This window comes from Qipengyuania sp. JB2-7 (genome assembly GCF_055693485.1).
In genome coordinates this window covers 1,593,178-1,611,012 of the sequence record NZ_CM146335.1, presented here as the reverse complement: position 1 = coordinate 1,611,012, position 17,835 = coordinate 1,593,178, and the positions used below count along the sequence as shown (strand labels likewise).

Annotated in this window: 18 protein-coding genes and 1 pseudogene; 7 read left to right on the top strand and 12 right to left on the bottom strand. The window is 57.4% G+C overall.

Going from position 1 to position 17,835, the window contains the following annotated elements:
• Nucleotide 1: 1 nt before the first annotated feature.
• Together ACZ1GM_RS08065 and ACZ1GM_RS08060 are read left to right on the top strand one after the other, a co-directional pair.
• Nucleotides 2–682, top strand: a complete 681-nt coding sequence (locus tag ACZ1GM_RS08065) for an alpha/beta hydrolase family protein (RefSeq protein WP_472676006.1) — start codon at nt 2–4, stop codon at nt 680–682.
• Nucleotides 679–1,467: a hydrolase 1, exosortase A system-associated gene (locus tag ACZ1GM_RS08060; protein WP_472676005.1), complete on the top strand. Its 789-nt coding sequence runs from the start codon at nt 679–681 to the stop codon at nt 1,465–1,467. Before ACZ1GM_RS08065 ends, ACZ1GM_RS08060 begins: the two co-directional genes overlap by 4 nt.
• Here the strand turns inward: ACZ1GM_RS08060 and ACZ1GM_RS08055 are convergent.
• The 9 genes and pseudogenes from ACZ1GM_RS08055 to ACZ1GM_RS08015 form a co-directional block, all read right to left on the bottom strand.
• Nucleotides 1,452–2,642, bottom strand: a complete 1,191-nt coding sequence (locus ACZ1GM_RS08055) for a class I SAM-dependent RNA methyltransferase (RefSeq protein WP_472676004.1) — start codon at nt 2,640–2,642, stop codon at nt 1,452–1,454. The two genes, ACZ1GM_RS08060 and ACZ1GM_RS08055, sit on opposite strands and share 16 nt — an antisense overlap.
• On the bottom strand, nt 2,639–4,033 hold the full coding sequence (locus ACZ1GM_RS08050) for an NAD(P)H-hydrate dehydratase (RefSeq protein WP_472676003.1): 1,395 nt from the start codon (nt 4,031–4,033) through the stop codon (nt 2,639–2,641). The genes ACZ1GM_RS08055 and ACZ1GM_RS08050 overlap by 4 nt, the downstream gene beginning before the upstream one ends.
• On the bottom strand, nt 4,023–4,259 hold the full coding sequence (locus ACZ1GM_RS08045; RefSeq protein WP_472676002.1) for a hypothetical protein: 237 nt from the start codon (nt 4,257–4,259) through the stop codon (nt 4,023–4,025). Before ACZ1GM_RS08045 ends, ACZ1GM_RS08050 begins: the two co-directional genes overlap by 11 nt.
• 73 nt (nt 4,260–4,332) lie before the next feature.
• Nucleotides 4,333–5,016, bottom strand: coding sequence for an IlvD/Edd family dehydratase (locus ACZ1GM_RS08040; protein ID WP_472678522.1), 684 nt, complete (start codon nt 5,014–5,016; stop codon nt 4,333–4,335).
• Nucleotides 5,017–5,043: 27 nt separating this feature from the next.
• Nucleotides 5,044–5,969 (bottom strand): annotated as a pseudogene (locus tag ACZ1GM_RS08035) (dihydroxy-acid dehydratase domain-containing protein); the annotation flags it as partial.
• A 211-nt stretch (nt 5,970–6,180) separates the two neighbouring features.
• Nucleotides 6,181–6,909, bottom strand: coding sequence for an N-formylglutamate amidohydrolase (locus ACZ1GM_RS08030; protein WP_472676001.1), 729 nt, complete (start codon nt 6,907–6,909; stop codon nt 6,181–6,183).
• An 11-nt stretch (nt 6,910–6,920) separates the two neighbouring features.
• A complete protein-coding gene (locus ACZ1GM_RS08025) occupies nt 6,921–7,781 on the bottom strand; it encodes a 4-(cytidine 5'-diphospho)-2-C-methyl-D-erythritol kinase (RefSeq protein WP_472676000.1) in 861 nt (286 codons plus the stop codon).
• 87 nt (nt 7,782–7,868) lie between these two features.
• Nucleotides 7,869–8,159 carry an endonuclease domain-containing protein gene (locus tag ACZ1GM_RS08020; protein ID WP_472678521.1) on the bottom strand — a complete coding sequence of 97 codons (291 nt, stop codon included), beginning with the start codon at nt 8,157–8,159 and terminating at the stop codon, nt 7,869–7,871.
• A gap of 105 nt (nt 8,160–8,264) precedes the next feature.
• Nucleotides 8,265–9,905: an electron transfer flavoprotein-ubiquinone oxidoreductase gene (locus ACZ1GM_RS08015; RefSeq protein ID WP_472675999.1), complete on the bottom strand. Its 1,641-nt coding sequence runs from the start codon at nt 9,903–9,905 to the stop codon at nt 8,265–8,267.
• Between the two features lie 82 nt (nt 9,906–9,987).
• Here ACZ1GM_RS08015 and ACZ1GM_RS08010 point away from each other — a divergent pair, with 82 nt between their 5' ends.
• The 5 genes from ACZ1GM_RS08010 (at nt 9,988) to ACZ1GM_RS07990 (ending at nt 14,752) form a co-directional block, all read left to right on the top strand.
• Entirely contained in the window at nt 9,988–10,752 is a 765-nt protein-coding gene (locus ACZ1GM_RS08010) for a hypothetical protein (protein ID WP_472675998.1), read from the top strand.
• 4 nt (nt 10,753–10,756) lie between these two features.
• Nucleotides 10,757–12,469, top strand: a complete 1,713-nt coding sequence (locus tag ACZ1GM_RS08005) for a lytic transglycosylase domain-containing protein (RefSeq protein ID WP_472675997.1) — start codon at nt 10,757–10,759, stop codon at nt 12,467–12,469.
• Between the two features lie 13 nt (nt 12,470–12,482).
• A complete protein-coding gene (moaB, locus tag ACZ1GM_RS08000) occupies nt 12,483–13,010 on the top strand; it encodes a molybdenum cofactor biosynthesis protein B (protein ID WP_472675996.1) in 528 nt (175 codons plus the stop codon).
• 49 nt (nt 13,011–13,059) lie between these two features.
• Nucleotides 13,060–14,178: a PA0069 family radical SAM protein gene (locus ACZ1GM_RS07995; protein ID WP_472675995.1), complete on the top strand. Its 1,119-nt coding sequence runs from the start codon at nt 13,060–13,062 to the stop codon at nt 14,176–14,178.
• Between the two features lie 94 nt (nt 14,179–14,272).
• Nucleotides 14,273–14,752 carry a hypothetical protein gene (locus tag ACZ1GM_RS07990; RefSeq protein WP_472675994.1) on the top strand — a complete coding sequence of 160 codons (480 nt, stop codon included), beginning with the start codon at nt 14,273–14,275 and terminating at the stop codon, nt 14,750–14,752.
• 147 nt (nt 14,753–14,899) lie between these two features.
• Here the strand turns inward: ACZ1GM_RS07990 and ACZ1GM_RS07985 are convergent, their stop codons facing one another.
• From ACZ1GM_RS07985 to ACZ1GM_RS07975, 3 genes are all read right to left on the bottom strand, one after another.
• Nucleotides 14,900–15,544: a hypothetical protein gene (locus ACZ1GM_RS07985; RefSeq protein ID WP_472675993.1), complete on the bottom strand. Its 645-nt coding sequence runs from the start codon at nt 15,542–15,544 to the stop codon at nt 14,900–14,902.
• Between the two features lie 170 nt (nt 15,545–15,714).
• Nucleotides 15,715–16,110 (bottom strand): DUF1330 domain-containing protein, encoded by a 396-nt coding sequence (locus ACZ1GM_RS07980; protein ID WP_472675992.1) that lies wholly within the window; start codon nt 16,108–16,110, stop codon nt 15,715–15,717.
• A 101-nt stretch (nt 16,111–16,211) separates the two neighbouring features.
• Nucleotides 16,212–17,810: a long-chain fatty acid--CoA ligase gene (locus ACZ1GM_RS07975; RefSeq protein ID WP_472675991.1), complete on the bottom strand. Its 1,599-nt coding sequence runs from the start codon at nt 17,808–17,810 to the stop codon at nt 16,212–16,214.
• Nucleotides 17,811–17,835 lie beyond the last annotated feature (25 nt).

Genomic DNA, 17,835 nt, shown 5'->3' with positions numbered 1-17,835 from the left:
GGTGTATACTAGCTGGAAAGCCCCTCTCACCAACGGAGAGACCAGCGAGGAAATCGCGCTAGTTTTCGATCAGAAGCGAAACGATCGGCTGCTCATCCTGCCACCGTGGTTTGATGAGCATAACAGGACACGTCATCAGCTGGTTGAAGTCATGCGGCGCCTCGATTTGCGCGGAATTGATTCCTTTTTGCCAGACTTGCCGGGTTGTAATGAGAGCCTGGCTCCCCTTGAATTGCAGTCAGTGTCCTCGTGGCGAGACGCGACGACCGCTGCAGCGGAGCACTTTGCAGCTACGCATGTCTTGGCTGTACGAGCTGGAGCGCTCATAGCACCAGCAGATCTGCCGACATTTACGTATGCTTCGCAAACAGGAAAATCCTTGCTTAATGGTCTTTTGCGAGCGCGCGTCATTGCCGCGCGGGAGGCTGGGCAGTCAGAGGACCGGGATAAATTGCTCGCGGGCGGTATAAAATCAGGGCTGGTTCTGGCGGGTTATTCGCTTGGTCCGAGCATGGTCCACGAGCTGTCCATCGCTGAGTTTGACCTTAATCAGAATGCCGTTCAGATCGCCCAGTCAGATCTTGGCGGATCGTCGCTCTGGTTAAGAGCGGAGCCTGACGATGATCCCGAACAGGCCGACGCTTTGGCGGCGATGCTCGCCCTGGGGATCATGGGCGAATGACCCGTCTACCGCTCACCTTTGCCTGTGGTAGCTGCGAAATGGCCGCCACATTCGACAACGCTCCGGGAACAGTCGGGCTATTGATCGTTTCTGGCGGAAACGAGATCCGCAGCGGCGCCTTTTGCGGACAGGCCTCACTTGCGCGCGAGATCGCCAAGCAAGGGTTCCCGGTTTTCCGCTTTGATCGGCGTGGCACAGGCGATAGCGAGGGTGAGAATCGCGGCTTCCGAAAAGAGGCGAAGGACATCGCCGCCGCATTATCCGCATTCAAGGCGATTGCTCCGCACATTTCGAAAGTTGTTGGCTTTGGTAATTGCGATGCGGCGACCGCTTTAGCGCTGAGTTCAGGCGATGAATTCGATGCCCTGGTTTTAAGCAATCCATGGGTGATCGACGAAGCGTCGAATGATACGCCCCCGCCTTCAGCACTCCGCACACGATATGTTGAGAAGCTCAAGAACCCGGCGGAGATTGGCCGACTGCTGACCGGCAAAGTTGACCTGCGCAAATTGATGGGAGGGTTGGGCCGAGCTATCGGGCCAAAGCAAGCTCCCTCCTCACTCTTACAGGAGTTTAAGGACGGTCTCGACGCGTTCGGCGGTGACACAACCCTTTTCCTCGCCGAAAGTGATCGCACCGCGCAGGTTTTCATGGATGGATGGCCGATGGACGACCCGCGGATCGCCCGCTGCCCGGGCGCTAGCCACGCCTATGTCGAACCGGAATCGAGCGTCTGGCTAAAGGAACAGCTGATCGCAATCTTGCGCAGTCAACGACACAAATAGCTGGTGAGTTCGACGTGTGTGGACCAGCGAAATTGTCCCACTGGACGCAGCTTCTCAAGTTTAAAGCCAGCATCGACTAGCGTCTTCACGTCTCGCGCCCAGCTCGATGGATTGCAGCTCACATAGGTGACACGTCGAACCTGGCTGTCAGCAATCTGAGCCACCTGCTCACGCGCTCCTGCACGCGGAGGATCAAGTAGAACGGCCTCGAAACGGTTCAACTCGTCGGCTTGCAGCGGCGCGCGAAACAGATCGCGATGTAGTGCATGGATGGGGAGCTGCACTGCCGCAGCAGCATTCTTGCAAGCAAGATGTGCGTCCCTGGCCGCTTCTACCGCCAGCACTTTGGCCGGATCGGTCAGTGCAAATGCGAAGGTACCTAGACCTGAGAAAAGATCCGCAATTGTCGCCGCATCATCGAGAAACACTCGTGCGTCATCCAGCAGCACAGCCTCACCATCATCGGTTGGCTGCAAGAACGCGTTTGCGGGGAATGCAACCGATTTCCCAGCCAGCGTCACCGTGACCGGCTCTGGTTCCCACATCGCCTCTGCGCCGAAACCTTGATCAAGCGACAGTCGCGCCAACTCATTGTTACGCGCAAAATCCAGCGCAGCCTCAGTCGGAGCCAAGCCGTCCACTTCCAAGCCCTTTATCGCACAGTCGACGCCTTGATCTGTTATCGTCATCGCAATATCGATGGACGCGCTACCACCCGCAACGTTTAGGAAACGCCGTAGTGGCGCCAGAAGTGTAAGGATTTCCGGTCGCAAGACGGCGCATTCCTTTAGCGCGACGATGCGATGCGATCGTCCCTCGCGATAACCAAGCTGCACGCCGCCTTGCGTTTTGCGAGCATGCAGGGTTGCTCGGCGCCTTGATTGTGGCGGCGAGAGGTGAGTCGGCAACAACGTCCCAATCGCCACATCCTGTCCCTCGGCGGCGTTCGCTACACGGCTTGTGACGAAGTCTCGAAGGACCAGTTCATCGCAATGCTGCAATTGGCAACCGCCGCAATTGTCGAAATGCCGACACGCCGGTTCGATATGATGCGGTCCGCGCAATATCCGCCCATCGTCCGTAACGCGGTCGCCGGTGACGGCCCCACGCACATGCTGACCGTCCCGAGTGACGCCGTCACCTTTCGCGGCAATCCTCACGATTTCAGTTGTCATGAAAGCTGCCCAATCGCCGCAGGGATATGTTTGGTTAGATCGCTCGCGCTAAATGCTGGACCAGCGAGCCGCGCAGACACATTATTCAACCATACGCCCTGCTCTGCCGCCTCACCCGGCGAAAGACCACTCGCAAGCCGCGCCGCGATAATTCCGGCAAGCACATCGCCGCTACCGGCAACAGACAGCCAGCTTAAGCCTTGTGGGAAGAAGCGCAGCTTCCCACCAGCCATAGCGAGGATCGTATCGGGACCTTTCGCCAAAACCGTCAAGCCTGTCATATCGCGAAGGGCCATCGTGCGAGCTATCTTATGCTTTTCTCCGATGCCGAGCGCAGCACACAGCGCGCCCAATTCGCCTTCATGCGGTGTCACGACGATCCTCGATGTATCGACGCCTTCCAGCATGTCGCTATCAAGCAAATGCAGAGCATCGGCATCCAGAACGGTCGGTTTTGCAGCCTCCAGGATATGCGAGAGCTTCTCCTGAGCCTCTGAATTCCGACCCAAACCGGGCCCGATCAGGATCGCGCCTAGGCGATCGTCGTTCAGCTGTTCTGTCAGCTCGCCACTTTCTACCACCAAATCAGCGGGAGCAGAGGGCTTTTCATTGTCCGTAAGCAACTTCACATAGCCTGCGCCCGAATGCATCGCCGCGCCGGCAGAAAGCAATGAAGCACCGGGCATCTGTCCAGCAACGACCGCGACAAGGCCGCGCGTATATTTATGAGCATCAACAGGTGGCGTATCGAGGGACGGTCTAAGTGAAAGCGCACGGGAAAAATTGTTCAGTTTCAATCCGATGGGGATATTTCTCAACGCTCCCATGCGCGCTCGCGATGGCATAAGGTAATGCGCGCATTTCCAGGCACCAAGCGCCAGCGTCAGGTCGTATTGCGGCACATCACTGAGAAACTGGCCGGAATCGCAATCCACACCGCTCGGCACATCAATCGCAACACGGTACTCATGATTGCGAGCGCACGTCTGCAAGCAATCCTGAAAAACACCCTCGACCGGGCGTGACAGCCCATATCCAAACAGGGCATCGACCATAATCGAAGCAGAAGTGCCCCTGACGCTGGTGACCACATCACCGTCATAACGCTCCCGCGCTACACGCGCCGTTTCTGTCTTTGGTTCAACCGGAGCAACAACGCTTACCTCTAAACCCTTCATGCGCAGCCATTCGGCGATGACATAGCCATCGCCGCCATTGTTCCCCGGTCCGCAGAGTATTGTCACAGAGCGGCCCGCAGCGATACGCCAAATCCATTGAGCGGCACCCTTCCCGGCGCACTGCATCAGCGCCCACTCGCTGACGCCAGCATCGATAGCAGCTTGCTCCGCAGAGCGCATTTCTGCAACGGTCAGAACGGCGTCACTCGCCATCAATTGCTCCGAGGTCGAGCCGATAACGATCCTGCGCGACTTTGACCTGCATAATTCCGTTATCATTCACGATTTCGGCCTCGTCCGCGCCATCGACCGCCTCAAGCGTGCTACTTACCAGTCGGCGAAAACTGCCATCTGGATGCCGTATGATCATATGCTCGCCAGCGCGCTCCGCCAAGCAATCGTCGGTGAATTCACTGCCAGGGCCGAGCGCGCATTGCACGGGGATAGCGCCTGGATCGGCCTGTTCCTGCGTTGGAGAGCACGCGGCAACCAACGCGAGAACAAAGCTCAGACTAGATGTCCGCGAAACAATGCGTCTCTTTCGCGGCCCCAGGGTGCGTGACAGCGCCGCCAAGCGCGGAGCCGACAGTTTTCGAATAGCGATAGAGAGCACCGGACTGATAATCATTTTGACGCGGCTGCCATGCCTTGCGCCGCTCGGCAAGCACTGCTTCGTCAACGTCCAGATCAATCGTGCCTTGGGTGGCATTGATGCTGATCGTGTCGCCATCCTCTACCAGCGCGATTGGCCCGCAATCCGCCGCTTCTGGCCCGACATGCCCGATGCAGAACCCGCGTGTTGCGCCGGAGAAGCGCCCATCGGTGATGAGAGCAACTTTCTCGCCCATCCCCTGCCCATACAACGCAGCGGTGGTTGAGAGCATTTCGCGCATACCAGGGCCACCTTTTGGCCCTTCATAGCGGATTACGATGACGCTACCTTCCGCGATATCGCGGGCTTCCACCGCGGCGAAAGCATCTTCTTCGCATTCAAAAACCCGCGCAGGGCCAGTGAATTCAAGCCGCTCCATGCCGGCAACCTTCACGATAGCTCCCTCTGGTGCGAGCGACCCTTTGAGGCCAACAACACCTCCCCTTGGGGTGATCGGAGATTTCACATCGTAGAAAACCTTTTGATCGGGATTCCAGGTGATCTCTTCGATATTTTCGCCAAGTGTCTTGCCCGTAACTGTCATCGGATTCGGATCCAGAAAACCCCCATCGAGCAGCGTTTTCATACCCATATAGACCCCGCCCGCCTCGTGCATATCCTTTGCGACGTACTTCCCGCCAGGCTTCAAGTCTGCTATGTAAGGCGTTGATTTAAATATCTCAGCCACATCGAACAACGTGAATTCGATCCCCGCCTCATGCGCCATCGCGGGCAGGTGCAGCGCTGCGTTAGTCGAACCGCCCGTTGCGGCAACAACCCGCGCGGCGTTCTCAAATGCTTCACGGGTGCAGATATCGCGTGGGCGTAGGTTTTTCTCAAGCAAAGCCATCACTTGCTTGCCCGCCGCGACAGCAACTTCTTCGCGCGATTTGAGCGGCGCAGGCGCCATATTGCTGTTGGGCAGAGAAAGGCCGATCGCTTCTCCAACACAGGCCATGGTATTCGCAGTAAACTGCCCACCACATGCTCCGTGACCGGGGCATGCAACCTTTCCAACTCGATGAGCTCCTGAAGCGGACAATTGCCCGCCGCATGCTGACCCACGGCCTCAAACACATCGACAACAGTTACGTCCTCACCGCGATAGGTACCTGGTAAGATCGAGCCGCCATAGACAAAGATCGACGGCACATTGAGGCGAAGCATCGCCATCATCATGCCGGGCAGGCTCTTGTCGCACCCTGCAAAGCCGACCAACGCATCATAACAGTGCCCGCGCACCGATAACTCGACGGAGTCCGCGATAACTTCTCGGCTGATGAGCGAGCTTTTCATGCCCTGATGACCCATCGCGATGCCATCTGTCACCGTGATCGTGTTGAACCGGCGCGGCATGCCGCCGCCCTGCTCCACCCCGCTACGGCAAATGTTCGCCTGGGCATCGAGCGTGGTGTTGCACGGCGCGCTGTCATTGCCCGCAGAAGCGACCGCAACAAACGTACCGTGCGATCTCCTCCTCAGACAGGCCCATCGCATAGTAATATGAACGGTGGGGCGCACGTTCCGGCCCAACGGAAACATGACGGCTTGGCAGTTTAGATTTATCAAATCTTGACACTAGATGGTCCTTCAATTTCCGTTCGCCCTGAGATTGTCGAAGGGTCGTCGTTTCTTCAAGCACTAGGTGGGAAAGAAAAAGCAGGGCTTCGACAAGTTCAGCCCGAACGGGTCTAGGACAACTGCTTCGTTATTGCGACTCAAGCGCCAGCAACACTCGCCCTGCAACATCAGCAATCATATTCGCCCAACGCGCCTGATCAGCCTTGGTCGCGACCTGATCCTGGCGGATCTCGATGGTTAGATAGGGGATGCCATTCGCCTCCGCATGGCGATCCATCGTCGCGTTCAGTTGTTTGCCAGAATACGGCTCGTTATCGCCGACGGTCAGGCCCTGCTCTCCAAACATGCGGATGGCGTGGCGAGCGGCGCTATCATCCTGATTATACAGGAGAGCGACCTCCCAGGGGCGGTCTTCATCGCTGGTTTCGAGTTTCGGTGTGAAGCTATGGATTGCAAGTAACAGGCGCGGTGACACACGTTTAATCATCGCCGCCATTTCGGTATGATATGGGCGATGAATGCGATCCAGGCGCTTCTCAATATCAGCCCCGATATTGCCTGCTATCAGATGGCCGTCAGAACTCGTCGGGACGACCGCCGGACTGTCTTCGGTTCGGTGAAGATCGCAAACTAGCCTGCTAACCGTTGCAATATGCGCGGGAATTCCATGCCGCCGGCCAAGGCGGTCAGCCACACCATCCGTGCCAATGTCCACCGCGATATGTGTATTCAGCAAGGCTGGGTCGACGCCAATTTCAATGTCGTCAGGAACGAAGTTTGAGGCATGATCGGCAACACACATGATCGCGTGCGTGCCGAGCTCACCCACTTGGCGAAAGGGTTGGCCATCAATCATCGCCCCACCCATCATCGTAACGCTCCGGCCATGTTCCACCAATTGGGGTGGGCACGTTGGATGTGTGCCGCAGCATCGTCGCGTTTTTCGGCACTATCATACAGCGCAAAACACGTGGCGCCTGAACCAGACATACGGACGAACCACGGATTTGTTCCTCTGAGCGCGTCGAGAACCGTCGCAATTTCCGGGCAGAGGTTGATCGCGGGACCCTCCAGATCATTGCGTCCTGTGAGGGCTATCTGGCTGACCGGTCCTGTAGGTATTGGCCCCCGGTCAACTCCGTCCCAACACTCGAAAACAGATCCGGTGCTTAGCGGAACTCGCGGATTTATAAGCAGAACTGGTTTTCCCGAAAGATCGCTTTCAATCGGTTCCAACTCCGTGCCCGTGCCGCGACCAATACAGGTGACGCTTTCAACGCAGGCGGGAACATCTGCGCCAAGCTTTGCTGCGCGCGTCCGCCAGTCATCCGGCAAGCCGCCAAGCTGATCTACGATGCGGAATACTGCGCCTGCATCGGCGGAGCCGCCACCCAACCCTGCCGCGATGGGCAGGTTTTTCTCAAGCGTTATCTGTAACTTGTCACGATAGCTAAGCGTGTCCAGAGCGTGCGTTACAAGGTTGTGCGAGGCCGCATCCAGGCCGTCCGCAAACTCACCTGTCATGCGAAGTGGAGTAGTTGCGGTGTTGTCGATGTTGCCCGCGTCATTGCGCATGTCGTCGCCATCACTGTCGATATTGCGCGCGGTGAGCACATCGCCAGCGTCAACAAAGGCGAAAACCGTCTCCAATTCGTGATAGCCATCATCCCGCCGCCCGCGAACATGCAGCGCGAGATTGATTTTGGCGTAGGCGGTTTCTTCTATCACTCTTCCTCCCCGATTTGGGGAGGGGAACCATCCAGAGGATGGTGAAGGGGCGAGCAAAGATCTCTCTTCTTCCTCATCCGCCTCACATCACAAATTTCGATCAGCCTTAGTCACAACAGCTTCAAGGTCTTCCAATACATAACGAGCAGGGATGCGTGTCGTCGCTATTCCTCGAGAACGAAGCCAAGCCGAACGACGCCTGTCGCGAGAAATTGCGGCTGGACCATCATGCGTTTGACCATCGATCTCGATCGCCAAACGGATTACAGCACAATAAAAATCCAGCACAAACGGGCCGGCAGGATGCTGGCGTCGAAACTTGTAATTTCCCGGACGCTTCCGAAGCTCCTGCCAAAGCCTACTTTCCGGCAAAGACATTTCACTACGCAACTTGCGGGCAAGCTTTACCGTGTCGCGCGATCCAGTAATCATGCCTGCCCCTCCACCACTTCGTGGTCCCCCTCCCCAATTTGGGGAGGAAAATCACATATTCGGATAGTTCGGGCCGCCGCCGCCTTCGGGCGTGACCCAGTTGATATTCTGGTTCGGGTCCTTGATGTCGCAGGTCTTGCAGTGGACGCAGTTTTGCGCGTTGATCTGGAACTTCATCTCGCCAGAGTCTTCATCTTCCAGCCATTCGTAGACCCCCGCCGGGCAGTATCGCGTTGATGGCCCGCCATAAACGCCCAGCTCGCTGACCTTTTGCAGGCTTAGATCCTCAACCTGCAAATGGACCGGCTGATCCTCTGCATGGTTGGTATAGCTGTAGGCGACATTCGTCAGGCGATCGAAGCTGATCTCGTTATCCGGCTTGGGATATTTGATCGGCTGATACAGATCCATGCGACCGGTATAGGTATAGTCCGGCTTGTGCTTCATCGAGATTGGCAGGCCGATCTTCAGCGTGCGCATCCACATATCCGCGCCCGCCAGAACGGTGCCAATATCGCCGCCATATTTCGCGACCGCTGGCTGCGCATTCTGCACCAGCTTCAGCTCGTCAGCGATCCAGCTTGAGCGCAGCTCAGTTTCGTAAGAGGTGATCTCTTTTTCACCCTCGGCAGCCTTGGCAATCGCCTCTGCGGCCAACATCCCGCTCTTGATCGCGGTGTGGCTGCCCTTGATACGCGGAACGTTCACAAAGCCCGCTGCGCAGCCGATCAACGCGCCTCCGGGGAACGTCAGCTTGGGCACCGATTGCCAGCCACCCTCGTTAATCGCGCGGGCACCATAGGCGACGCGCTTGCCGCCCTCCAGATACTCGCGGATCGCCGGATGCTGCTTCCACCGCTGAAACTCCTGATACGGCGAAACATACGGATTTTCGTAATCGAGTGCAGTCACAAAGCCGAGAGCGACTTGCCCATTCGCCTGATGATAGAGGAAGCCCCCACCCCAGCTCTCACTTTCGGACAAGGGCCAACCCTGTGTATGGATCACACGGCCGGGCACATGCTTTTCGGGCGCAATGTCCCAAAGCTCTTTAATTCCGAGGCCATAAACCTGCGGCTGACAATTCGCCTCAAGGTCATATTTCGCCTTCATCTGTTTGGTCAGGCTGCCGCGCGCGCCCTCGGCAAACAGCGTGTATCTTGCTTCGATTTCCATGCCCGGCTGATAGTCTGGCTTTTGGCTGCCATCCTCGGCAATCCCCATATCCTGAGTGATGACACCGCGTACCGCGCCATCATCGTCAAACATCACCTCTGACGCCGGAAAGCCAGGGAACACCATCACGCCCAATGCTTCGGCCTGCTCACCGAGCCAGCGAGTCAAATTGCCGAGCGATCCGGTGTAGCAGCCATTATTGCTCATCAGCGGCGGCATCATCAGGTGTGGCAAATCCCACTTGCCATTCTTGCTCAACACCCAGTGCAAGTTATCAGTCACCGGCGTTTCCGCCATCGGGCAGTCCATATCGCGCCAGTCAGGGAACAGCTCATCCAGCGCCTTGGGATCGACCACCGCGCCAGAGAGGATGTGGGCGCCGATTTCAGAGCCTTTTTCGAGAACAACGACTTCCAGCTCTTCATTCAGCTGTTTCAGTTTGATGGCTGCTGAAAGGCCCGCTGGCCCACCACCAACGATCACAACATCGCAAGGCATCGATTCACGTTCGCTCATAACTCTCTCTTTTCGTCGCAAGTACGTGGATCATGCCTTGATTGCAGGCGCGCGAGAGGTCAAGAGTGACGCCACGTAATCCATGAGCAATTCTTCTCATCATATCTTGCAGAATTCTGACCCGGCACGCGATTTCGCCGCCGCAGCTCAATGGTGGGAACTGGCCGGGGTCGACTGCGATTTTGCGGGTGAGACCACGACCTGGCTCGCGCCGGAAACGTCTGCAGAGCCAATCAAGAAACAGGCGCAGGCAAAACAAGTTGAAGCGGCGAAGCGGCCCAAGGAGCCGGCAAATGCTTTGGAGCGTGCCCTGTCGAACAAACCGGCGACGCAGATCGCGGCAAATGCTGAAGGGCTGCCGAGCGATCTGGCTGCCTTCCAAAGCTTCTGGATGAGCGATGATAGCCTGTCACCACTTGCACCCGCACACCGTGTTGCTCCAATTGGCTCAGCCAATGCCGAGTTGATGGTTCTGGTCGCGCAGCCCGATCAACAGGACAAAGATCAACTGCTTAGCGGGCCTCAAGGGCAGATTATGCAGGGTGTGCTGCGGGCGATGCAGATTGATGCGGCGCGCACATATCGCGGATCCGTTTTGCCCTCGGTAATGGCGATGCCGGATTGGGAGACGCTCGCCTCTCAAGGGCTTGGCACTTTGACGCGGCATCATATTCGGCTCGCCGCGGCCAAAAGGGTGATCGTATTTGGCCGCGCGCTGCAAGAGGCGATTGGCGATGCCGATCAGGACTTGCCGCCCGTCATGTTCGCTCCTTCTCTAGACAATCTCGCGCGCTCTGCCGGACGCAGAGAGCGCTTCTGGAAACAATGGCTGGATTGGTCTCAATAACCCTATGAAACCCACTCTGATCGCGCTGAGCGCTGCAACACTGCTCACCTTCGCACCCGCAAATGCGAATGAGCAAAGCATTGCGTATTTCACCGAGGGGAAAGCGGCGGCGCTGCCAACGCTGCTGAATACAGACGACCGGGCTTATTACGGCTCATTTTATGAGGCATTGGACACGCGAAACTGGCTGCGGGTCGAAGAGTTGCTGACTGAGCGAGCCAGCGGTCCGCTTCATGGCGCGGTAATGGCGGAGTATTTCCTCCATCCCGATAGCCCACCCATCCCGCTTGAGCGGCTTACCGCTTGGCTCGGCGCCTATCGCGATTTGCCAGAGGCAGAGGGGATCGTGCGGCTTGCGGAAAAGCGGGGTCTTACCAATCCACCACGTCTCGCTCGCGCGCAATCGCTCAGCAGGCAACCGGGGATCACGCGGCGCATTCGCCCTCGCCCGACTAATGATGGCACGATGCCGGGCTCGGTTTCCTCGGCGATCCTCCAACACATTCGTGATGATGATCCGGACGGTGCGCGCCTCTTGCTTGATGGCATTGATGCCTCGCTCTCATCCGCCGCCCGGGCAGAATGGCGTCAGCGCGTTGCGTGGAGTTACTACATTGAGAACCGAGATCCAGAGGCGCTGGGTCTTGCGCGGACGGTAGCCGAAGGCAGCGGACCTTGGGTCGCGGAGGGTGAATGGGTTGCCGGGCTTGCGGCATGGCGGCTCGGCAATTGTGGGGAGGCCAGCAACAGCTTTCGCAGCGTAGCCGCCGCGACGGGCGACGTGGAGCTAAGAGCCGCCGGGCATTACTGGGCGAGCCGTGCGCTGACCCGTTGCCGCGAACCCGAACTGGCCGTCCGCGAGCTACGATCCGCGTCGCAATATGACGAAACACTGTATGGCATGCTGGCGATCGAGGCCTTGGGACATGCCCTGCCCGGCGATCACGCGACGCCCGACCTGTCGCGCGATGATTGGCAGAGCCTGTCTGATGAACCTGCCGTTCGTCAGGCGGTCATGCTTGCCGAGCTGGGGCGCAAGAGCGCGGCTGATGAAGCGCTGCGGTTTCAGGCACGCACTGGCAATCCGCGCGAATTCCGCAGCCTTGGTAGGCTCGCCCGCGCGCTGGGCCTCGCAAGCACGCAGCGGTTTATGGCCTACAATGCCCCGCGTGGGGCTGCTCCTGACCCCAGCTGGCGATGGCCCGTTACCTATCAACAACCGCTGGGCGGATGGCGCGTGGACCCGGCCCTGGCCTTTGCCCATGCCTTGCAGGAATCGAACTTTCGCGAGCGTGTGGTGAGCCCCGCCAATGCAATCGGCCTGATGCAAATCCGCCCGATTGCCGCGCGTGAATATGCCCGCTCGATCAACCTCGATGCGCGCTATGCCAACCTTAAGGACGCCTCGACTAACCTCGCCTTCGGGCAGCGGGCTTTGGAAGCGCTGAGTCAGTCCAGCATTACAAGCGGCCATCTGCCAAAAGTGATGGCGGCGTATAATGCAGGCCTTACCCCCGTGACCCGTTGGAACTTTGAGGTGCGAGACCAGAATGATCCGCTGACTTGGATGGAATCGATCCCTTATTGGGAAACGCGCGGCTATGTGAATATCGTAATGCGCAACTACTGGATGTATCTGCGTCAGGCTAATGCGCCGGCGGCAAGCCGCGAGGCTTTGGCGCAGAATGAATGGCCAGCATTTCCCCAAGAGCGATAAGACGGAGAATCACGTGGCGATTGACGAAAGCCGAGATTTCAAGCCGATCCGTATCGCATTGCTGACCGTGTCAGACACGCGCACGCTCGCCGATGATACATCGGGCGATATTCTGGCAGAGCGGATTACAGGCAAAGGCCATGAGCTGGCCGACCGCGAAATCAGCAGAGACAGCGCCGAGGAAATCGCTGCGCATTTGCATCGCTGGATTGATGATGAAAGCATCGATGCCATCGTCACCACCGGCGGCACTGGCCTGACCGGGCGAGATGTGACACCGGAGGCGCTCGACCGCGTCAAAAGCAAAGACATTCCCGGTTTCGGCGAGGTCTTCCGCTATCTCAGCCTTAAATCCATCGGCACCAGCACCGTGCAGAGTCGAGCCTGCGCAGTGGTGGCACGCGGGACATACATCTTCGCTCTGCCCGGATCGAACGGCGCGGTGAAAGATGGTTGGGACGGTATCCTCGATGAACAGCTCGACAGCCGCAATCGGCCCTGCAACTTTGTTGAGCTAATGCCGCGCCTCAAGGAAATTTGATTTTAGGCACAGGTTGCCATCCACGCTTTTGTTCTTTATTTGTTCCCATATGGGCGTCGCGCGGAAAGTGGAAAAAGGCAGAGGAGCGGCCTCGGCAAACGTCTCGACCCGTTTCGGCCTTGCGGAGCGCGAAACCGACGGCGACTGGCGTGACTATATTGAGGCGCTTGCCAAAGATGAAGGCGGCCCACCCGTCAAACTGCGCACGCATGTGACCGAAGAAAATCCCAAGACCATTATCGCGTTTAATCAGTCACCCGACATCGCGTTTGACCGGTCCATCAATGCCTATCGCGGGTGCGAGCATGGATGCGTGTATTGCTTTGCGCGCCCGTCCCATGCCTATCATGACCTCTCCCCCGGCCTTGATTTTGAGACGCAGCTATTCGCGAAACCCAATGCGGCAGAAATTCTGCGCAAAACACTAGCCGAGCCAAAATACAAACCACGACCAATCGCGATGGGCACCAATACCGACCCATATCAGCCGATTGAACGGCGCTATCGCATCACGCGACAGATCCTCGAGGTGTGTCTGGACGCGCGCCACCCCGTAACCATTACCACCAAATCGGACCGGGTTTGTGATGACCTCGATATCCTGTCCGCTATGGCGGAGATGAGGCTGGTTGCAGTCGCAACCTCAGTGACCAGCCTCAACCCCACCCTCTCGCAAAAGCTGGAGCCGCGCGCGGCCTCCCCTGCGAAACGTATGGCGGCGATTGGCAGGTTGGTGGACGCTGGCATCCCCACCCATTGCTCGATTGCGCCAATTATCCCGGCTATCACCGATGAGTTTATGGAGGAGATTGTCGAACGCGCCGCTGCAATGGGTGTGCAGAGCGCCGGTTGGATACCACTACGCCTGCCGCATGAGGTTGCGCCGCTGTTTCGCGAATGGCTGGATGTGCATTACCCCGAACGCGCGGGCAAGGTGATGAGCATTGTGCGCTCTATCAGAAATGGCCGCGACAATGACCCGGAGTTCTTCTCTCGGCTGAGACCAAGCGGGGTTTGGGCGGAGCTGTTCCGACGACGTTTTAATGTGGCCTGCAAGCGCGCCGGCATTCACGCGACGGGCCTGAGCAGCGAGATGAGCGATCGGTTTGAGCTGGATTGCACGCAGTTCAGAAGGCCGGAAGTTGGCGGGCAGATGCGGTTGTTGTGAATATCAGAAATTGGGGGTGAAAGCGGACAATTCGACTGTTTGCGAATTCTCAATGCCTGACGGATAAGCTCGTAGGTTCTGTCGGAGAGTTGCCGTGAAAACGTACATTTGGTCAGCCCTTGTTGTCGTCGCGATATCTGTTTCTGGCTGCGAAGCAAGCGCATCGACGGATGAGGCTACAATGCTAGAGACCTACGTTCAGGTTCGTCAAAAAGCTGCGGCTGGCAGTCTTCAAGATGCCGCGAGTTTGACGGATAATCCTGGCGCATTTGTGGAGCAAATGACGCGGGCCCGCGAACAAATCGGCGGGAGCAGATTTCGCAATGAGCTAACCAGTGCAGCAGCCGATTTCGAGGTACATGATTCCGCCGGGAGCGGGAGCTACGGCGTCTTAATCCTGGCATTCGAGTTTAATGGTCGATCAGAGAAAGCCGCGACTTTCTTTGTGGAACGCGATGGTAAAGTATTGGAAATGCTTCAACCGACCAGCAATGTTCCCTGCACGCTATATGATCAGTTCTACGCCGCGAAAAAGGAGCAAAGACCCGCAACAGTTCAATGTGCGGCTGGATAGCGGGAAGTGTGGCTTTAGGTAGTCGTCCGTAGCGATCCTTCGCTCTTTTTCGCCGCTGATCTCAGTCCGCAAATGGGTCGACTCCAGGCGGACGTTCATGTCAGCTCGAACTAAGGAGTGCCGCGCGTTGGCTCCGTGATTTCTTCGCTATTGAGCGGACTGCCCAAAGTCCCCAATGCAATTAAACAGTGCCTTCCGAGTATCTGTCAGAGTAGCATATCGATCGCATTCTTCTAAGGCAGGAAGAGCAATCTCGACCATCTTGTCGAAGTAGGCGGAAACTCTATCGTCTTGATTGCACTCGTCGACAGCCCGACGCCAAAACTCACCGTTGCCGTTCGAAGCTTCGATGTACAGTTCGTCGAAAAAACAATCTCGTGTACTCGGAATAAAATCCGGATCAGGCTCAACAATAAAGCGGGTTTGTTGCGGCAAAATTGTCTGATCCAAAGCAATCAGATCGTTCCATCTCTCAAGTGGTGCACTACCGGACATGATCTTGGAACTAAGGCCTCCGGGGGTATTACCTGATCGCCGCGAGCGCTGGTCTTTCACTCTGATCAAAACGACGCGTTCTTTGTAGTCCACCTGAAGTTCAATGGATATTGCTCCAATATCTTGCGGCATAAAGGTGGCGCGACGAGTGCTTTGGCTTTCCCAATCGAGGTTCGGAATCGGTGTGTAGCCGGCCCAATCATCTGGATTCGGCGGGGTGTCCTTTGACCCTAAAGCCAACGATGGACTCGACAATCCCAATGCTAGGATAGCGACAGATAGGTGTAGCTGAGACATGGGTAATCCTCTACGTTGAACAGGATCGTAACGATTGATATTGAGGACCGCCAGATCAACTTTCCGAGTTGTTCTGAATTTTAGGCCGCGCCAACAAAGCTTCGGCGAGCTTTGGGTCGATAGCGGACTTCACCCAAAGCCCCCGCCAACATCACCCGGCTTAAACCGGATCAGACGGCTATCGACCAGCGCGGTACCGTTCGGTTCACTACAGCTAGCTGATAGTCTGCATCGCTGACCATCTCAAAGAATGCCCCGGCACCCGGATATTGCGCGACAAAGCCATCGTGCCACGGGCGCTCCTCTGGCCCGGTTACCATCGTCTGAAACACACCGCGCCACACAATATCTCCGCCTACGCGGCGAAAGATCGGTCCGCTGGTCTTGCCATACTCCTCATAGGCCCGGTGACCAGACCACCCCTTACCCGCATGCTCATGACCATCTGGATACTCTGCCGCATCACGATAGAGCAGCAGGTTAAGCATATGGATCGGCTCGTCGCGCGGCAGGTCTTTAAATGCCCGCCAATTTGCGCGCGACGGGTCGATATGGGGTTGGAACATTGTTTTTACCTTTCTTGTCACCTCCGCGCAGGCGGGGGTCCAGATGAGGAGCCACTATGGTAGCAAGCTGGCTTCCCGCCTTCGCGGGAATGACGAATACGTTATCCCTCAAGCCTATAATCAGCAAAACGGTCGCGCAGATCTTTCTTGCTGATCTTGCCGGTTGCGGTGTGCGGAATGTCGTCAACGAACTCCACTGCATCGGGCAACCACCATTTCGCGATCAGCGGCTTGAGATGCTCGATAATCTCGCCGCCAGTGACTTCGGAGCCTTCGCAGCGCACCACAAACAGCACAGGCCGTTCATCCCACTTGGGATGATACATGCCGACGCACGCAGCCTCGGCCACATCGGGATGCCCGACGGCTGCGTTTTCCAGCTCGACTGAGCTGATCCACTCGCCACCCGATTTGATCACATCCTTGGTTCGATCGGTTAGTTGCAGCGTGCCATCCGGATGGATGATGCCAACATCGCCAGTGTCGAACCACCCCTCATTATTGGCCGCATCCTGCTCCGCCTTGAGATAGCGCTTGATAATCCACGGCCCGCGAATTTGCAGCGCGCCAGAGGTTTTGCCATCGCGCGGCAGCTCGGTCGCCATGTCGTCGAGGTCAACCGTGCGCAGCTCAACCCCAAAGATCGGGCGCCCCTGCATCGCGGTCTTGTCGACTTTCTCTTCAAAGGTCAGCTCGTCCCAATCCCAGGTTGGCCCGCCAACCGTGCCAATGGGGCTGGTTTCGGTCATGCCCCAGGCATGCTGTACTCGCGTGCCGTTCTTCATCAGCCGCTCGATCATAAAGCGCGGACAGGCAGAGCCGCCAATCGTCGCGGCCTTGAGCGGTGGGAGGTCGATGCCTTCCTTGTCGCAATATTGGAAGTGCGCAAGCCAGACCGTGGGCACACCCGCGCTGTCCGTCACCTTTTCGCGGAGCATCAATTCGTGCAGGACAGCGGGATCGTTGACCGCGCTGAACACGAATTTAATCCCCGCCATTGCGCCTGCATAGGGCAGCCCCCAGCTCGCGGCATGAAACATAGGAACAACGGGCAGCATCACCGATGACGCGCTGAAGTTGAACGCAGCAGGCTGCAAACCTGCCAGCGCATGCATCATGGTAGAACGATGCTCATACTGAACGCCTTTCGGATTGCCGGTCGTACCTGAGGTATAACAGATCATGCATGGCTCAGTTTCAGGCCCTGTCACCCACTCAAACTCGCCATCCTGCGCCCCGATCCAGTCTTCGAAAGCGGGGCTGTGCTCACCAGAATCATAGCAAATGTAGTGCTCAACGGTGGTCCATTTGGACTTCATCTTATCGACGATTGGCTGGAACGCTGCATCGTAACACAGCACCTTATCCTCAGCATGGTTGACGATGTATTCGAGCTGATCATCAAACAGGCGCGGGTTCACCGTGTGGAGGACCCCGCCCATACCCGCAACGCCATACCAGCTGACCAGATGGCGAGAGTGATTCATCGCAAGGCTGGCGACCTTATCGCCTTTCTTCAGGCCCAGAGCTTGCAGCGCCTGAGCCATCTTGAGTGCATCGCGCCGGATACCGGCCCAGTCGGTGCGGGTCTCACTGCCATCGGCCCAGCGCGTCACGATTTCGCGCGTACCTGACTCGCGGGCTGCATGGTCAATCACATGCGTGATCCGCATGCTCCAATCCTGCATTGCTCCCAACATTATTATCTCTCTCCCAATATGTTCT